Source organism: Microbispora sp. H13382, from assembly GCF_014161445.1.
Classification (GTDB): domain Bacteria; phylum Actinomycetota; class Actinomycetes; order Streptosporangiales; family Streptosporangiaceae; genus Microbispora.
In genome coordinates this window covers 42,365-57,729 of the sequence record NZ_JABBXA010000028.1, presented here as the reverse complement: position 1 = coordinate 57,729, position 15,365 = coordinate 42,365, and the positions used below count along the sequence as shown (strand labels likewise).

Below are 15,365 nucleotides of genomic sequence, written 5' to 3'. Positions count from 1 at the left end.
GATCACCTATCCTGGCGTCGGACTCCGACCGGCACCGGAAGATCGGTGACAATTCGCGTGTCGAGGAACTCCCACCAGTCGTCCTGGCTGACCCGTCGCGTCTCCCAGTCGCCGTCCGCCTTGAGGCTCGCGAGTGCCGTGCGGTACTCGCCCCAGGCCGCCTCGTCGTCGAACGCGGCCCAGTTCTCGAGGACGTACACGTCGCCGACGACGCTGTAGTACCACCGCACCTCCCGCACCGCCGGCAGATCCCGGTAGAACCATTTCTCCCGATCCTCCAGCCACTGCCAGAAGCCCCTCATGTCGCGACGTGCCCGCGAGCTGAGCTTCATCCGGTAGACGAGGTAGATCATCGGGGCTGGTCCCCTTCGAAGTGCGACAGCTACAGTGGACTTGTTCCGCACACAGTAACGCTGTTTCAATAGCTTGGGAAGCCCCGGGGCGTGTGACCGCCCGACCGGGTGCGTTTCGAACCATGTCCCAGGTCAGGTCCTGGTACGCGCCCCAGAACACGTCCCAGGCACACAGCGATGTCTCAGGCACACAGCAGGTCGAGGAGGCCCATTCCGTGGATGAAGAGCAGATCGTTCCGGAGGAACGATCAGCGGAAGCCCAGCAGCCCGGAACGCCCACCGGGCCGCTGGCCGGCGTCGTCGTCGTCGACGCCGCCACGCTGTTCGCAGGGCCACTGGCGGCGACGATCCTCGGAGACTTCGGCGCCGATGTCATCAAGGTGGAGCACCCCAAGCGGGGTGACCCCTCACGCACTCACGGCGCGAGCAAGCACGGGATCGGCCTGTGGTGGAAGATGCTCGGCCGGAACAAGCGAACGGTGACCGCCGACCTCAGCAGCTCCGAAGGCGCCGAGCTGCTCAAACGGCTGCTCGCCCGCGCCGACGTGCTGATCGAGAACTTCCGCCCGGGCACACTCGAACGATGGGGCCTGTCCCCGGAGATCCTGCACGAGCTCAACCCCCGCCTGGTCATCGCCCGGGTGACCGGCTTCGGACAGTTCGGCCCGTACGCTCGCCGCCCCGGATTCGGCACCCTCGCCGAGTCGATGAGCGGTTTCGCCGCGGTCACCGGGGAGCCCGACGGCCCGCCCACCCTGCCGCCGTTCGGTCTGGCCGACGGGATCTCCGCGCTCACCTGCGTCAACGCGGTCACGATGGCGCTGCATCACCGCGACCGGCCCGGAGGGAGCGGACGCGGCCAGGTGATCGACCTGGCCATCGTCGAGCCGCTGGTCACCATTCTCGGCGCGCAGCCGCTCGTGTGGGACCAGCTCGGCCAGATCCAGTCGCGCACCGGCAACCGCTCGGTCAACAACGCTCCGCGCAACACCTACCGGACCCGGGACGGCCGCTGGGTGGCGGTGTCCACGTCGGCCGACTCCATCGCGCAGCGGGTGATGCGGCTGGTCGGGCATCCCGAGGTGATCGACGAGCCGTGGTTCGCCACCGGGGCCGGCCGGGCCGAACACGCCGACCTGCTGGACGGCCACGTCGGAGCGTGGATCGCCGAACGCGACCTGGCGACCGTGGTCGAGGAATTCGAACGGGTCGAGGCGGCGGTGGCTCCCATCTACGACATCCGGGACGTGTTCGAGGACCCGCAGTACCGCGCGCTCGACACGATCACCACCGTGCAGGACCCCGACCTCGGGCCCGTACGCATGCAGAACGTGCTGTTCCGCCTTTCCGAGACGCCGGGTTCCATCCGATGGACGGGCCGCGCGCGCGGCGCCGACAACACAGACGTATGGGGCGGCCTCGGCGTCAGCGCCGACGAGCTCACCGCCCTGCGAGACAAGGGAGTGGTGTGATGTCGTTGTGGCGGTATCTCGACGACGCCAAAGTCGTCGATCTCGCGCAGCCGATGCGCACGGGTATGCCCCAGTCGCCGAACCATCCGCGGTTCAGGATGGTCATCGAGCGCAGGCACGGCGACATGGTCCGCGAGGACGGCGGTTCCGCGGCCAACGAGGTCATCCTCACCGGGGGGCACGTGGGCACACACGTCGACGCCCTCGGGCACGTGTCCCAGGACGGCTACGTGTACGGACGAGTCGAGGCCTCGGGCATCCAGTCGCACCAGGGCCTGTCCCGGTACGGGATCGAGACCTTCAAGCCCTATGTCGGACGAGCCGTGCTGCTCGACGTGACCGCAGTACACGGCGTCGACGTGCTGCCGCCCGGCTACGAGATCACTCCCGTGGACCTGGAGGCCGCGCGGCGCAGGGCCGGCGTGGAGCTGCGCCGCGGCGACGCCGTGCTGATCGGCACCGGCTGGTCCCGCGAGTGGGACCGGCCGTCCCGGTTCACCGGAGAGGAGGGCGGGGTGCCCGGCCCGGGCCCGGACGCCGCTCGATGGCTGGTCGGGCACGGGGCCGCGGTGGTCGGCGGAGAGACGATCGCCTTCGAGCGAATCGCCCCCGGGCGCGGCCACGCGACCCTGCCCGTGCACCGGATCCTACTGGTGGAGGCGGGCGTGAACATCGTCGAGACGATGCGCCTGACCGAGCTGATCGGCATCGGGAAGCCCGAGTTCCTGCTGGTGCTCAACCCGCTGCCCGTCGTGGGCGCCACCGGCGCACCCGTGCGACCCCTCGCGGTGCTCGCGGCATGACCATCGTCTCGACCCTGGCCGAGTTCGCCGCCGCCAGTCGTGCCGGCCTGCCAGAACCGATCGTCGCCGACGTGACCGGCCGCGTGCTCGACACCTTCGGAAACTGCCTCGCCGCCCAGGAGCTCACCGGCCCCGCAGAACCGCACGAGGCGATCATGCGCCTGGCGGGCAGATGGGGCGGCGCCGGGGAGTCATCGGTCATCGGCCGCAGGCTCTCCCTTCCCGCGCCCTCGGCGGCGCTGGTCAACGGCACCCTCGCACACGCGCTCGACTTCGACGACACCCACCTGCCCTCGGTGCTCCACCCGTCCGCCTCCGTCGTTCCGGCCGTGCTGGCCGTCGCGGAGGCGGTGGGCGCCTCGGGCGCCGAGTTGTGTCAGGCGGTCGCGGTGGGCGACGAGATCACCAACCGTCTGGGGATGGCGTCCTACATTCCGGAGATGCGCAACTCCCTCTTCTTCGAGAAGGGCTGGCACGCCACGTCGATCTGCGGGACCGTCGGCGCCGCGGCCGGCGCGGCGCTGCTGATGGGCCTGGACGCCGACGGAATCGCCCACGCGATGGGGATCGCCGCCAGCATGGGAGCCGGCGTCATCGAGGCCAACCGCACCGGCGGCACCGTCAAGCGGATCCACTGCGGCTGGGCGGCCCACGCGGGCGTGGTGGCCGCGGGGATGGCGGCGGAGGGCGTGACCGGGCCGCCGACGGTCTTCGAAGGACGATTCGGGTTCTTCCAGGCGTTCCTCGACGGGCGGTACGACGAGGGCGCCATCACCGACGGGCTCGGCGATCGGTGGGAGCTGCTCAGAACGGTGTACAAGCCGTATCCCTCCAACCACTTCACCCACCCCGGCATCGACGCCGCCCTCGCCCTGCGCGCCGGCGGGCTGCGGCCCGACGACATCGCGGAGATCGAGCTCGGCGTGGCGGCCGCCCCGCTGCGCACCATCGGCGAGCCGTACGAAGAGAAGGTGCGGCCGCGCACGCCGTACCACGCGAAGTTCTCCGGCCCCTACACGGTGGCCAGCGCCCTCATCGGGGGCGGCGGACTCGGTCTGCACCTCGACGACTTCACCGAGTCCGCCTTCCGGGACGAGCGCAGGCTCGCCCTGGCCGCCAGGGTGCGCGTGGTGCCCGACGCGGAGTGCACCGAGGAGTTCCCCCGGGCGTTCTCCGCCGTGCTGAGGGTGCGCACGACGGACGGGCGGCGGCTGGAGCACCGTGTCCACTCCTCGCGGGGCGGGCCGGAACACCCGCTGACCATGGACGAACTGCAGACGAAGTACGAGCTCAACGCCGCTCGCGTGCTGCCGGCCCGGGCCGCGGCCACACTGGCGGCGGAGGTACGCGGCCTGCCGGGCCGCGCGAAGGTCGCGGGCCTGCTCGACGCGGCGCTGATCGCGGGCGGGTGAGCGCGGCGTCCGCGCGCCCCCGCCCGGCCCTGGTGGCGGCTACCTGCGGTGTCGGACTCGGGCTCGTGATGTTCGACAACACCGCCGTCGTCGTCGCGCTCCCCGTCATCGGCGCGTCCCTGGCGGCGTCCGTCTCCGGCCTGCAGTGGGTGGCGGCGGCGATGTCCCTCGCCGCCGCCGCGGTGCTGCCGTTCGCGGGCGCGTTCGGCGACCGCTTCGGCACCCGGCGGGCGGTACGGCTCGGGCTGGCGCTCTTCGGCCTGGCCACCGCCGCGGCGGCCGCCTCACCGTCGCTGCCCCTGCTGCTGGCGGCACGCGTCGTGGAGGGAGCGGGTGTCGCGCTCATGCTGCCGAACTCCGCCGCCCTGCTGGAGGCCAACGTCAGCCAGTCGGACCGCGGCCGGGCGTTCGGGACCTGGATCACCGTGTCGTCCCTGGGCCTCATCGCCGGCCCCACCGTCGGCGGCTGGCTCGTCGGCACGCTCGGCTGGCGGGCGGTCTTCCTCGTCCACCTGCCACTCGCGGCGCTCGGGATGATCGGCACTACGCGGCTGGCCGAAAGAGCACGACGGGCGAGCGGGCGGTTCGACATCGCGGGGGCAGCCGTCACCGGAGCGGGCCTCGCCGTGCTCTGCTGGTCCTTCATCGAGCTGGGCAGGCCGGACGGCAGCCCGGAATGGGCGTTCGCCGGTCTGGCCGCGTGCGTTCCGCTGTTCGCCCTGGTCGTGATCGTCGAGCGGCGGGCCGCCCAGCCCGCCGTCGACCTGACGATGCTGCGCGATCCCGCGTACGCGGCGATCATGGTGAGCAGCCTCCTCTACAACGGGACCATCACCGGCGGCTCGTTCCTGGTGTCGCTGCTCTTCCAGGAGGTGCGGGGGTTCAGCCCCGGCCAGGCCGGGCTGATCGTCCTGGCCGGCGCGATCGGCATGCCGCTGGGCGGGCGGCTCACCGCGCGACTGGCCCGCCGGAGCGGGCTGGCCAGGGTGATGGCCTGCGCCGTCGCGGTCCTCGCCGTGGTCTACGTGCTGGTCGCGTGCGCCGCGCTCGGTCCGACCGCCCTGATCGTGGTGCCGCTCGTCCTGTCCGGCTTCGCCGCCGGGATCCTCTACAACGGGGACACGCTGGCGGTGCTCGGCAACGTGGACGCGGCCAGGGCCGCGTCGGCGCTGGCCGCGCTGTCGCTGGTGCGGCAGACGGGGGCGGTGCTGGGGATCGCGGTGCTCGGCTCGCTCTCCACCCTGGCCGAGCAGGCGCGGATCCTCGACACCGGTCTGCGTGCCGGGCTGCTGGGCGCCGCTGTGGCGGTGCTACCCGGGGTGCTGCTGCTCCTGCGTCACCTCGGCCGGGCCGAGAGGTGACGGGGCGGGCCAGCGCCGGGCCAGGACGGGACCCGGGAGCCCGGGGAGGGGCTCCCCGGGCGGGACGTACGCCCACCGGGGCGAATCGACGAACAGCAGGTCGACGGCCTCGGCGAGGCGTTCGGGGAGACCGGCGACGGAGGGGAGCACCGCGGAATCCCCCGGGACGGCCGGCCTCCGCCTCCGGCACAGGCCAGGCGGCCCGTGGACCGGCCCGTGAACCGGGTCGTGGTCCGGGACGTCGGCGGCCGGGCCCTCCCGCCAGACGGGCGCGCCGGAGAACCAGGCGACGGCCAGGCAGCCGCCGCTTCCGGCCACGGTGGCCGTCCTCGTCGCCCTCGGGGGCAGGTAGGCGTACGTCCCGGCCTCGACGTCCGTGCCGCTGACGGAGATGCGCCCCTCGATCACGACGAACTCCTCGGCGCAGGTGTAGTGGCCGGCTCCCGGCCTGCTCCACCCGGCGGGGAAGCGGACCAGCGACACCGAGGAGCGGGTCGCGCGGTCGAGGTGCAGGCGGACCAGCCGGACGGGGTCCGCCGCCCCGGGCATGGGCACGGTGGTCCACGCCAGGTCCGGGGCGTGCAGATCGACGACTCCGGCCTCGCCGGACGTCACCGTGCTCTCGCGAGAACCCGCCGTGCCTGGCGCACGACCGCCTCGTCGACCATGCGCCCGTTCGAGTCGACGAGCACGCCCGACCCCTCGGCCTCGAACCTGGCCACCAGGTCCCGCGCCCAGCCGACCTCGTCGTCGGCCGGCGTGAAGACGTCGTTGATCACCGCGATCTGCGCCGGGTGGATACAGGCGCGGCCGACGTAACCGAGCCGGGCCAGGCCGAGCGTCGAGGCGCGCAGCGCGTCGAGGTCGCGGAAGTCGGTGGAGACCGGAGCCACCGGGGGGTCGATGCCGGCGGCGGCCGAGGCGAGCACCACCTGGGAGCGGACCCAGAGCAGTTCCCGCTCGTCGTCGCCCGGGGTGATGCCGGTGTCCGCCCGCAGGTCCGCCTCGCCGACCTGCAGGCGGGCCACCCTGGGGGCCGCCGCGATCCGCGGCGCCCGCAGGACGGCCGCCGCGGATTCCAGCAGCGGGACGACCGGCAGCCGTTCGGCGCCGATGCCGGTCAGCAGGGCGTCGAGCGTGCCGAGCTCGTCCGCGGTCTCGACCTTCGCCAGCACGAGACCGGTCACCCTCGGGGAGGCCGCCACGGCTCGCACGTCCGCCTCGCGCAGCTCACCGGGATTGACCCGGACCCAGATCTCCACCGGTCCGGGGTCGGCCGTGTCCAGCCAGTCGCGTACGGCGGCCCGCGCCTCGTCCTTGCCCGCGGCCGGGACCGCGTCCTCCAGGTCGACGATGAGGGCGTCCGCGCCCCTGCCGAGTGCCTTGCCGAGCTTCTCCGGGGAGTCGCCGGGAACGTAGAGGTAGGAGCGCGCGGTCACCCGCCCCACCCCACCTTCGCGTCCCCGCGGGTGAGGGCCTTGGCCACGACGGTGCGCAGCACGTCGTTGGTGCCCTCGCCGATGCTCATGAGGACTGCGTCGCGGTACAGCCGCTCCACCTCGTATTCGGTGGAGTATCCGTATCCGCCGTGCACCTTCAGCGCGTCGATGGCGGCCTGCAGCGCGACCTCGGAGCAGAAGATCTTGGCCATGCCCGTCTGGGCGTCGGCCCGTCCGCGCCGGACCCGGTCGGCGGCCCAGTACGCCATGAGCCGGGCCGCCTGGAGCGTCGTGGCCAGCGAGGCGAGCTGGAGTTGGACGGCCTGGAAGTCGGCGATGGGCCGGCCGAACGCCTTGCGCTGCCCGGCGTAGGCCAGGGCCTCGTCGTAGGCGCGCTGCGCGATGCCCACGGAGCGGGCCGCGATGTTGACCCGGCCCCACTCCAGCGCGGACAGCGCCTGCTGCATGCCCCGGCCCTCGGCCCCTCCGAGGAGGTTCGCCGCCGGGACCCGGGCGCCGTCGAGCACGACCTCACACGACTCGGTGCCCTTGTAACCGAGCTTCGGGATGTCCTTGGTGACCGTGTATCCGGGGGTGTCGGCGTCGACGAGCAGGATGCTCATCCCCCGGTGCGCGGGCGTCGCGTCCGGGTCGGTCTTGACCAGCACCGGGAGCGGATCGGCGTGCCGCGCGTTGGTGATCCAGGTCTTGGTGCCGGTCACCACGTAGTGGTCGCCGTCGCGGCGCGCGGTGGTGCGGATGCCCTGCAGGTCGGTGCCCGCGTCGGGCTCGGTGAGGCCGATTCCGGTACGCCGCTCACCGCTGGCGAGCCCCGGCAGGTAACGCCGCTTCTGTTCCTCGGTGCCGTGCATCGCGATCATCCGGCAGGCCAGGGAGTGGCTGCCGAGAATGCCCGCCACCCCCATCCAGCCGCGCGAGAGCTCCTCGAAGACGAGCGCGAAGGACACCGGGTCCAGGTCGAGCCCGCCGTACTCCTCCGGCACGGTGACGCCGAACAGGCCCATCGCCTTGAAGCCGTCCACGATCTCGGTCGGGTACCGGCCGGAGTGCTCCCAGTCCCGTGCGACCGGCACGATCTCCTTGTCGACGAACGCGCGCAGCAGCGCGCGGAACTCACGCTGGTCGTCGTTCAGCTCGAAGTCCACGAATCACCTCTGGGAAAGTACGAAGACCGGCAGCGCACGCCCGTCGGGCAGCGGCCGCCAGTCGAGCCGGAGCGTGTCGCCGACGCCAACGTCATGCGGGCGCTCGGCGACCACGTTGCTGAGCAGCAGCACGCCCTCCGCGAGGCGTACGCGCGCCACGACGTAGGGCGGCCGGAAGCCGGGCATCGCCCGCTCGACGACCGTGCAGGCGTCCACCACGCCGTCGCCGGTCGCCTCCGACCAGCCGAGGTCGCGCGGGGATCCGCAGGCCGTGCACAGCGCGCGCGGGGGATGCTGCGCGTGCCCGCAGGCCGCGCAGCGCTGGACGAGGAGGACACGCCGCCGGGTGGCGTCCCACCACGGCGCGGTCACCTCGTCGGGGTCGGGCACCTGGCCGCCCCCCGGTACTTCGGTGCTCATCGGTCCACCCCCAGCAGGACGGTCGCGTGCGTGGACAGGATCCCGCCCGTGCCGTGCGCGAGGGCGATCTCCGCCCCCGCCACCTGACGGGCGTCGCACTCCCCGCGCAGCTGCCGCACGGCCTCGACCAGCAGCAGCACGCCGTACTGTCCGGGATGGCAGTAGGACAGGCCGCCGCCGGAGGTGTCGAGCGGGAAGTCGCCGCCGGGCCGGATCCGTCCTCCGGCGATCCAGTCGAGTGCCTCGCCCCTGCCGCAGAACCCGAGCGCCTCCAGGGTGAGCACGACGGTGATGGTGAAGGAGTCGTAGACCTCGGCGACGTCCACGTCCGCGGGGGTCAGCCCGGCGCGGGCGAACGCGGCCCGTCCGGACTCGACGGCCCCGGTCACGGTCAGATCGTCCACGGCGGTCATCGAGGTGTTGGTCGTGCACTCGCCGTACCCGAGCACGCGGACCGGCGGTCTGCGCAGGTCGCGGGCCCGGTCGAGCGAGGTGAGCACGACCGCCCCTCCCCCGTCGGTCACCAGGCAGCAGTCGGCCGTGGTCAGCGGCGTCGACACCATGGGGGCGCCGACCACGTCGGCCACGCTCAGCGGGCCCGTCCCGTGCCGGAACGCCGCCGGGTTGAGCAGCGCCCACTCGCGGGCCGCGACGGCGACCTCGGCGAGCTGCTCCCGGGTCCCGCCGTACCGGTGGAGGTATCGCTGGGCGGCCATCGCGTAGTAGGAGATGGGATAGAGGGGTCCGTAGGGCGTCTCGAACTGCGCCTCCGGAGTGTGCGACTCCACCACGCCGGCCAGGGATCGGGACCGGGCGGAGCGCTGGTTGGAACCGTACGAGATGACCACGGTCGAGCACTGACCGGCCTCGATTGCCTGGACGGCGCGGGCGACGTACATCTCGAACGCGGAGCCGCCGGCGAAGGTCGAGTCGGTCCAGGCCGGGCGCAGCCCCAGGTAGTCGGCGACCTGGGTCGCCGAGAACCGGGACACCCCGGTCGTCGCCAGGCCGTCCACGTCGGCGAGGGTCAGCCCGGCGTCCTCGAGCGCCCGGCCGATCGCCTGGGCCTGCAGGCCGAGGACGGACTTGCCGGTGACGCCGAGATCGCTCTCGGCCGCTCCGGCGATCGCGACGGAGGTGGTCATGGCGCCTCCGTCCCCTCCGGGTCGCACTGCTCGGGGTCACGCTGCTCGGGGTGGCGCAGCACGACCTCGGCCCCGGCCGGCTCCACCGCCACCCGTTCCGGTTCGTCTCCGTCGACGATCAGGATGCGCTGCTCCACTCGGATGGTGTCGCCGTCGACCGCGGTGACCCGCCCGACGCAGCGGACGGTGTCCCCCGCGAAGACCAGATTCTTGAACCGGAAGTGCAGGCGGCGGACGACGGCTCGCGGGCCGAGCCAGTCCTGGAGCTGCTCGACGAGCAGCGCGCCGAAGACCTGCCCGTCGACCACTGGCGCGGGCAGCCCCCGCTCCTGCAGGTACTCGTGGTCGTAGTGCAGCCGGTGCCAGTCCCACGTGGCGCCGGCGTAGGCGATCATGTCGCGGAGGCCGATCGTGCGCTCCAGCGGAGCGACCTCGGTGCCGGCCTCCACCGTCGGGTCGGTCACCGCCGGCCCAGTCACCGTCGGGTCGGTCACCGTTCCTCCTTCAGCGCGACGAAGATGATGGTCTCCTCGTTCGTGACGAGCAACCTGCCCTGCTGGTCGGTGTACTCGGCGGCCGAGGAGACGACGAGCATCTCCTGCCCCCCGGAGGTGCGGCGCTCGGCGATGCCGGTCAGACGCCAGGTCGCGGTGACGACGTCACCGGGCCGGACGGGGCGGTGGAAGGTGTAGGTGTTGCCGCCGCGCACCTTCCGAGTCCCGGGGATCTCGATGTGCCAGTCGTGCCCGGCATAGCCGTCGGGATCGGGCGGCACGTCGGCGTACTGGTTCGTCTCGCAGACCAGGGTGGGCGGGGCGATGACTCCGTCGTAGCCGTGCCGCCTGGCGTACGCGTCGTCCGTATAGAGCGGGTTGTCGTCGCCGACGGCGCGGGCGAAGTAGCGGATCGAGGCCCTGCCGAGCTCCTCGGGCGCGGTGTAGGAGACCTCCTTGCCGACGAGCGCGCGGATCTCCTCCGTCAGCAGGCTCATGGGAGCACCGCCGCGGGGAAGACCTCGATGAGGAACTCCGGACGCAGCAGTCCCGCGCAGATCGCGCCGGTGGACGCGGGCCATGGCTCGCGGAGCAGGCGCTTGCGCACGTCCGCGACGCCCCGATAGGCGCTCAGCCCCTCGGGGCAGACGTACTCGATCGTCGACAGCAGGTGCTCAGGACCGGCGCCGGCGGCGTCCAGAACCCGCAGGATCGCCTCATAGGTCACCTCGGCCTGCGCCACCACGTCACCCGGATGCAGCGCCTGTTGCGTCTCCATGTCCAGGGCCGCGAAACCGCTCATCCACAGCATGCCGCCGGCCTTGACGCCGGGGGTGTAGGTGAGCGTGTCGTAGCGGGCCCAGCCGGGGTTGACCGCCTCCAGGGGATGCCGGGACGCGGTGACGTCGAGCGCGACGAGCACGCCCGGGCGGTGCAGCCGGCTCATCAGGATGCCGCCCGCGCCGGGGTAGACGCCGGCCCCGCCGAGCCGTTCCTTACGGACCGCGTGCGTACGCCGGTAGACGTCCCGGGTGGCGGGCGTCGTGTAGTCGTAGGTCGTGACGGCGGCGTCCAGCGACGACCCGATGCCGCGCAGCAGCAGGTCGGCCCGCTCGAGGCAGTAGGCGTACTGGCCGGTGAGATCGCCCTCGGCGACCACGTCGCCCCGCTCGTCGAGGGGCAGCACCGTGGGCAGGAAGATCGTGCCGTCCGGGGCCTCGGCCACGCCGCCGGCCGCTGCCGTCGCGCCGCCCGCGCTCGCGTGCACCTCGATCTCGATGAACGCCGCCGGGCGCAGCAGGCGGTCGACGATCACCGTGCTGACCGCGGGGCGGTGCTCACCGAAGATCTCCGCCCGGACGGCCGCCGCCTCCTGGTAGGCGTCCAGGCCCGCGACCGTGACGTTCTCCGTGACCCGCGTGACGTCGGCGAAGGACAGCCCGGCCGCGTCGAGGATAGCGCCGATCTTCGCGTACGCCGTGCGGGCCTGGTCGGTCATCCCGCCGCGCACGACGATGCGCCCGGACTCGGGGTCGTACTCGCTGGCCGAGTGCCCGGACAGCCAGGCGCCGTCACCGTGCGTCAGGCCGAGCGAGAAGGAGTAGCCGTCATAGCGGAACCATGGGAAGCGGCTCGGACGGATGGCTTGCAAGGTCATCACTGTTCCTCCGGCGCCGACCGGGCGAGCCGGTCGGCGAGTGCGGCGATGGTGGAAAGATCGGGCTCGTCGGCGAGGCCGCGCACCCTGCGGGCCAGCTCGGCGGTGTCCTTCGGGTCGCCCGCGGCGTTGGCGGTGAACTTCGCGTCCAGCTCGCTGTCGCGGAGCGGGCGGTCGGGGCCGCCGGCGCTGCCGGGCACCCTCCCCTCGATCACCCGTCCGCCGTCGAGCCGCAGGAGCACGCGTCCCGGCGCGTCGGCGGCGACGGTGCTCGATACGCCGGCAGGGGTGACGACGGTGCGCACCCGTGCCGCGAGATCCGCCACCTCAGGACGGCGAATGGATTCCGGGGAGTACGTCCCGAGCGTCACCTCGCCGTCGAGGAGCAGCGCCGCCACACTCCACGGCAGGGAGAACTTGGCGTCGTACGGCGTGCGCGGGCGGGTCTTGCGCTCCGCCGGCTCGCACACGATGGCCGCGCTGTCCGGGTGCACGTCGGCGACCACCTCGATCACCTCGGACGCCCGGACGCCGTGTCCGCGCAGCGCCTCGGCGACCGCGTCGAGGGTCACGTGCATGAGCTGACACGCCGGGTAGGGCTTGACGGTGATCCGGGTGGTCTCCCACGACTCCCCCAGCCCGGAGGTGACCGCGCCGGCGTCGACGGTCCGGCCGGCCAGCGCCGCGTACAGCCCGTGCGGGCCCTCCAGGACACTGTCCGGACCGGTGGCCCCGGCCGCCGCGAGCCGGGCGGCGAGGATGCCGGAGGCCGACGCGAAGCCGGGGTGGAGTTGCTTGGTGGACGCGCCGGTGGACAGGAACTCGAGCAGCCCGCCCGCCTGGCTGCCCGCGATGCCCAGCGCGTCGACGGTCCGGTCGGCGCCGAGCCCCAGCAGCCGGGCCGCCACGACGGCGGCCGACATCACTCCGCAGCTCATGGTCGCGTGCAGGCCGCGGGTGTGGAACCCGTGCGGGACAGCGGCGGCGACGCGGCACACCGTCTCGTAGCCGGCGACCGCCGCGGCGAGCACCTCGGCGCCGGACGCGCCCACCTCCTCGCCGACCGCGAGGGCCGCCGGCAGCACCACCGCGGTGGCGTGGACCAGCCCGCCCGCGTGCGTGTCGTCGAAGTCCAGGGCGTGCACCAGCGTGCCGGTGGCGAGCGCCGCCGCCACCGCCGACCCGCGTTCGCCGGTGCCGAGCACCGTGGCCTCCGCCGGGCCCCCGAGCCCTCGCGCGACCGCGACCGCGGGCGCGGCGATCCGGGTACGGCCGGCCGCGACGGCCGTGCCGAGCCCGTCGAGCAGGTGACGGCAGGCCGCCTCCCGCACCTCCGGGGGCGCGCCGGCCGGCCCCGGACCCAGTGCCCACGCGGTTAGGGCGCGCGCGGCGGTCACGACGCCACCTCCCGGGCGGGCGGTCCGAAGGCACCCGCCTCCGCCAGCGCCGCCACCTTCGCGTCGCCGTATCCCAGGAGCCCGCGTACGACGTGGCCGAAGTCCTCGTTGCGCTGGGGCGCCCGCCGGTACTCGGGGGGCCGCGAACCGACCCGGATCGGGGAGGCGACCTGGCGCAGCGTGCCCCAGCGGGGGTGCTCGGTCTCCACGACCAGGCCGCGGGCGGCGGTGTGCTCCTCCGTCAGGGCGGTGGCGACGTCGTTGATCGGGCCGCACGGAATCGACGCCTCGTAGAGCGGCGCCAGCCATTCGTCGACCGTTCGCCCGCGGAACACCTCCTCGAGCATCGGCAGCAGGACGTCCTTGTTGCGGCGGCGGTCGGCGAACGTCGCGAACCGCTCGTCGTCCGCCCATTCGGGGTGGCCGATGACCTTGGCGAGCCGCTGCCAGAACTTCTCCTTCGCACAGCCGACGACGAGCCAGCCGTCCTTCGCCTCGAACGCCTGGAAGGGGACCAGGGACGGATGGGCGGAGTGGCGGGTGCGCTCCGGAACGAATCCCTCGTTGAGGTGCCAGACCGCCGGATAGGTCAGCAGACCGATGGCGGTGTCGTAGAGGCTGACGTCGCAGTCCATGCCCACGCCGTCCCTGCGGGCCGCGTGCAGGCCGGCCAGGAGCGAGATCGCCGCCACCAGGCCGCCCGAGTAGTCGACCATCGACAGACCGGACTTGGTGGGCGGCCCCTCGGGCTCCCCGGTGATGTCCATCCATCCGGCGAGGCCCTGCAGGACGTAGTCGTACCCCGGCTCCTTCTGCCTGGGGCCGGTCATGCCGAACCCGGTGAGCGAGCAGCACACGATGGCGGGGTTGAGGTGCTTCAGGTCGTCGTAGGTGATGCGGATCTTGGCGGGCACGTCGCCGCGCAGGTTGCTGTAGACCACGTCGCTGACCCGCACCAGGTCCTCGAAGACCGCACGCCCCTCGTCGGTGGCGAGGTCGAGGGACAGACTGCGCTTGTTGCGGTTGAAGGTCTCGAAGAACAGCGAGTCCTCGCCTTCGCCGTACGGCGGCACGTACCGCCCGACGTCGCCGCCGACCCGCGGATCCTCGATTTTGATCACCTCGGCCCCGAGGTCGGCCAGGTGCACACTGCCGAACGGGCCGGCGCCGTACTGCTCGACGGCAACGATCCGGACGTCCTCCAGGGGTCTCACGCCCGCCCTCCTGTGATGTCGGCGATGAGCTGGATGATGGATTCCTGGGCCGCCCTGGTCTCGGACGCGGGGAGCCCGTGCGTCGGCGGGGTCAGCTTGACGGTGTCGGCGAGACCCTCGTAGGCGGCCAGACGGGCGCGCACCTCATCGGGGTCGCCGGCGATGGTGACCGCGTCGACCATCCGGTCCGGCACGACGTCGCCGAGATGGTCGGCGCCGCGTCCGGAGCGGAAGGCCTCCACCACGGCGGCCTGCTCGCCGGCCAGATCGTGGAAGGCGAAGAAGTCGGCGTAGCTGCGCACGCTCGCGTAGAAGCCGACCAGGCCCGCGGCACGACGCCGGGCGACGCCCGCGTCCGCGTCGACGGAGCAGCACGCGGAAACCACGAGGTCGAGGTCTTCCCGGTTCTTTCCCCGCGCCTTCGCCAGCCCCGCCTCCACCTCCGGGAGGACGCGCTCGGCGAGGTACGCCGGGGAGCACAGCTCGTGCGATATCCAGCCGTCGCCGATCTCGGCCGCGAGCCGGGTCATCGCGGGGCCCACCGCCGCCAGATAGATCGGTATCCGGGTACGGGTGACCGGGAACGGCCGCCGGTATCCGCGGATGCGCATCGGCGCGTGCTCTCCGTCCAGGACCATCGGCTCACCCGACGCGCAGTGCGCCCAGAAGTGCCGGATGTCGCGGACGGTCTCCCGCAGCCGGCCGACCGGCTTGCCCCACCGCACGTTGTGCCAGTCCTCGTTGAGCCGCTGCACACCGGTGCCCAGCCCGAGAACGAAACGGCCGCCGGACAGTTCGTCGACGTCGAGCGCCTCCAGCGCGGTCACCATGGGACTGCGGGTGAAGGCGAGCGCGATCGCCGTGCCGATCCGGGCGGTGGCCGTGGACTGTGCCAGCGCCGCCGCCGACACGATCGCGCTGCGGTGCATCTCGGGAACCCAGACGACCTCGGCGCCCGCCCGCTCCGCCGCGCGCGCCGCCTCCACCTGCTCCGCGAGGGTCTCTCCCCAGGGACCGTAGGTGATGCGCATG

At 72.9% G+C, this 15,365-nt stretch carries 16 protein-coding genes; 4 read left to right on the top strand and 12 right to left on the bottom strand.

From position 1 onward, the window contains the following. Window positions 1–2: 2 nt before the first annotated feature. Window positions 3–353: a hypothetical protein gene (locus HHX41_RS36480; protein ID WP_182909592.1), complete on the bottom strand. Its 351-nt coding sequence runs from the start codon at window positions 351–353 to the stop codon at window positions 3–5. 287 nt (window positions 354–640) lie between these two features. On the opposite strand from HHX41_RS36480, the gene HHX41_RS36475 reads away from it, so the two are divergent. Genes HHX41_RS36475 through HHX41_RS36460 form a run of 4 tightly spaced genes read left to right on the top strand, consistent with a single transcriptional unit; the run spans window position 641 to window position 5,401 of the window. Further along, entirely contained in the window at window positions 641–1,825 is a 1,185-nt protein-coding gene (locus HHX41_RS36475) for a CaiB/BaiF CoA-transferase family protein (RefSeq protein WP_259401593.1), read from the top strand. Beyond that, on the top strand, window positions 1,825–2,628 hold the full coding sequence (locus HHX41_RS36470; RefSeq protein ID WP_182909590.1) for a cyclase family protein: 804 nt from the start codon (window positions 1,825–1,827) through the stop codon (window positions 2,626–2,628). The genes HHX41_RS36475 and HHX41_RS36470 overlap by 1 nt, the downstream gene beginning before the upstream one ends. Beyond that, window positions 2,625–4,040 carry an MmgE/PrpD family protein gene (locus HHX41_RS36465; protein WP_182909589.1) on the top strand — a complete coding sequence of 472 codons (1,416 nt, stop codon included), beginning with the start codon at window positions 2,625–2,627 and terminating at the stop codon, window positions 4,038–4,040. The genes HHX41_RS36470 and HHX41_RS36465 overlap by 4 nt, the downstream gene beginning before the upstream one ends. Beyond that, window positions 4,037–5,401, top strand: a complete 1,365-nt coding sequence (locus tag HHX41_RS36460) for an MFS transporter (RefSeq protein WP_182909588.1) — start codon at window positions 4,037–4,039, stop codon at window positions 5,399–5,401. The genes HHX41_RS36465 and HHX41_RS36460 overlap by 4 nt, the downstream gene beginning before the upstream one ends. Here the strand turns inward: HHX41_RS36460 and HHX41_RS36455 are convergent. Genes HHX41_RS36455 through HHX41_RS36405 form a run of 11 tightly spaced genes read right to left on the bottom strand, consistent with a single transcriptional unit; the run spans window position 5,351 to window position 15,364 of the window. Next, window positions 5,351–6,016, bottom strand: coding sequence for a cupin domain-containing protein (locus HHX41_RS36455; protein WP_169988619.1), 666 nt, complete (start codon window positions 6,014–6,016; stop codon window positions 5,351–5,353). The genes HHX41_RS36460 and HHX41_RS36455 overlap by 51 nt on opposite strands. Continuing rightward, window positions 6,013–6,840, bottom strand: a complete 828-nt coding sequence (locus HHX41_RS36450) for a CoA ester lyase (protein ID WP_182909587.1) — start codon at window positions 6,838–6,840, stop codon at window positions 6,013–6,015. Before HHX41_RS36450 ends, HHX41_RS36455 begins: the two co-directional genes overlap by 4 nt. Further along, window positions 6,837–8,006: an acyl-CoA dehydrogenase family protein gene (locus HHX41_RS36445; protein WP_169988615.1), complete on the bottom strand. Its 1,170-nt coding sequence runs from the start codon at window positions 8,004–8,006 to the stop codon at window positions 6,837–6,839. The genes HHX41_RS36450 and HHX41_RS36445 overlap by 4 nt, the downstream gene beginning before the upstream one ends. A 3-nt stretch (window positions 8,007–8,009) precedes the next feature. Next, complete coding sequence (locus HHX41_RS36440) at window positions 8,010–8,426, bottom strand: Zn-ribbon domain-containing OB-fold protein (RefSeq protein ID WP_169988613.1); 417 nt, start codon at window positions 8,424–8,426, stop codon at window positions 8,010–8,012. Further along, entirely contained in the window at window positions 8,423–9,571 is a 1,149-nt protein-coding gene (locus tag HHX41_RS36435) for an acetyl-CoA acetyltransferase (RefSeq protein ID WP_169988611.1), read from the bottom strand. The genes HHX41_RS36440 and HHX41_RS36435 overlap by 4 nt, the downstream gene beginning before the upstream one ends. Next, a complete protein-coding gene (locus HHX41_RS36430) occupies window positions 9,568–10,065 on the bottom strand; it encodes a MaoC/PaaZ C-terminal domain-containing protein (protein ID WP_310742337.1) in 498 nt (165 codons plus the stop codon). Before HHX41_RS36430 ends, HHX41_RS36435 begins: the two co-directional genes overlap by 4 nt. Beyond that, window positions 10,062–10,562, bottom strand: a complete 501-nt coding sequence (locus HHX41_RS36425; protein WP_169988609.1) for a MaoC family dehydratase N-terminal domain-containing protein — start codon at window positions 10,560–10,562, stop codon at window positions 10,062–10,064. Before HHX41_RS36425 ends, HHX41_RS36430 begins: the two co-directional genes overlap by 4 nt. Then, on the bottom strand, window positions 10,559–11,722 hold the full coding sequence (locus HHX41_RS36420; protein ID WP_182909586.1) for a RidA family protein: 1,164 nt from the start codon (window positions 11,720–11,722) through the stop codon (window positions 10,559–10,561). Before HHX41_RS36420 ends, HHX41_RS36425 begins: the two co-directional genes overlap by 4 nt. Then, window positions 11,722–13,119, bottom strand: a complete 1,398-nt coding sequence (locus HHX41_RS42120) for an MmgE/PrpD family protein (RefSeq protein WP_310742336.1) — start codon at window positions 13,117–13,119, stop codon at window positions 11,722–11,724. Before HHX41_RS42120 ends, HHX41_RS36420 begins: the two co-directional genes overlap by 1 nt. Next, entirely contained in the window at window positions 13,116–14,333 is a 1,218-nt protein-coding gene (locus tag HHX41_RS36410; RefSeq protein ID WP_169988605.1) for a CaiB/BaiF CoA-transferase family protein, read from the bottom strand. Before HHX41_RS36410 ends, HHX41_RS42120 begins: the two co-directional genes overlap by 4 nt. Beyond that, window positions 14,330–15,364, bottom strand: a complete 1,035-nt coding sequence (locus HHX41_RS36405) for an LLM class flavin-dependent oxidoreductase (protein ID WP_169988603.1) — start codon at window positions 15,362–15,364, stop codon at window positions 14,330–14,332. Before HHX41_RS36405 ends, HHX41_RS36410 begins: the two co-directional genes overlap by 4 nt. Window position 15,365: the final 1 nt, after the last annotated feature.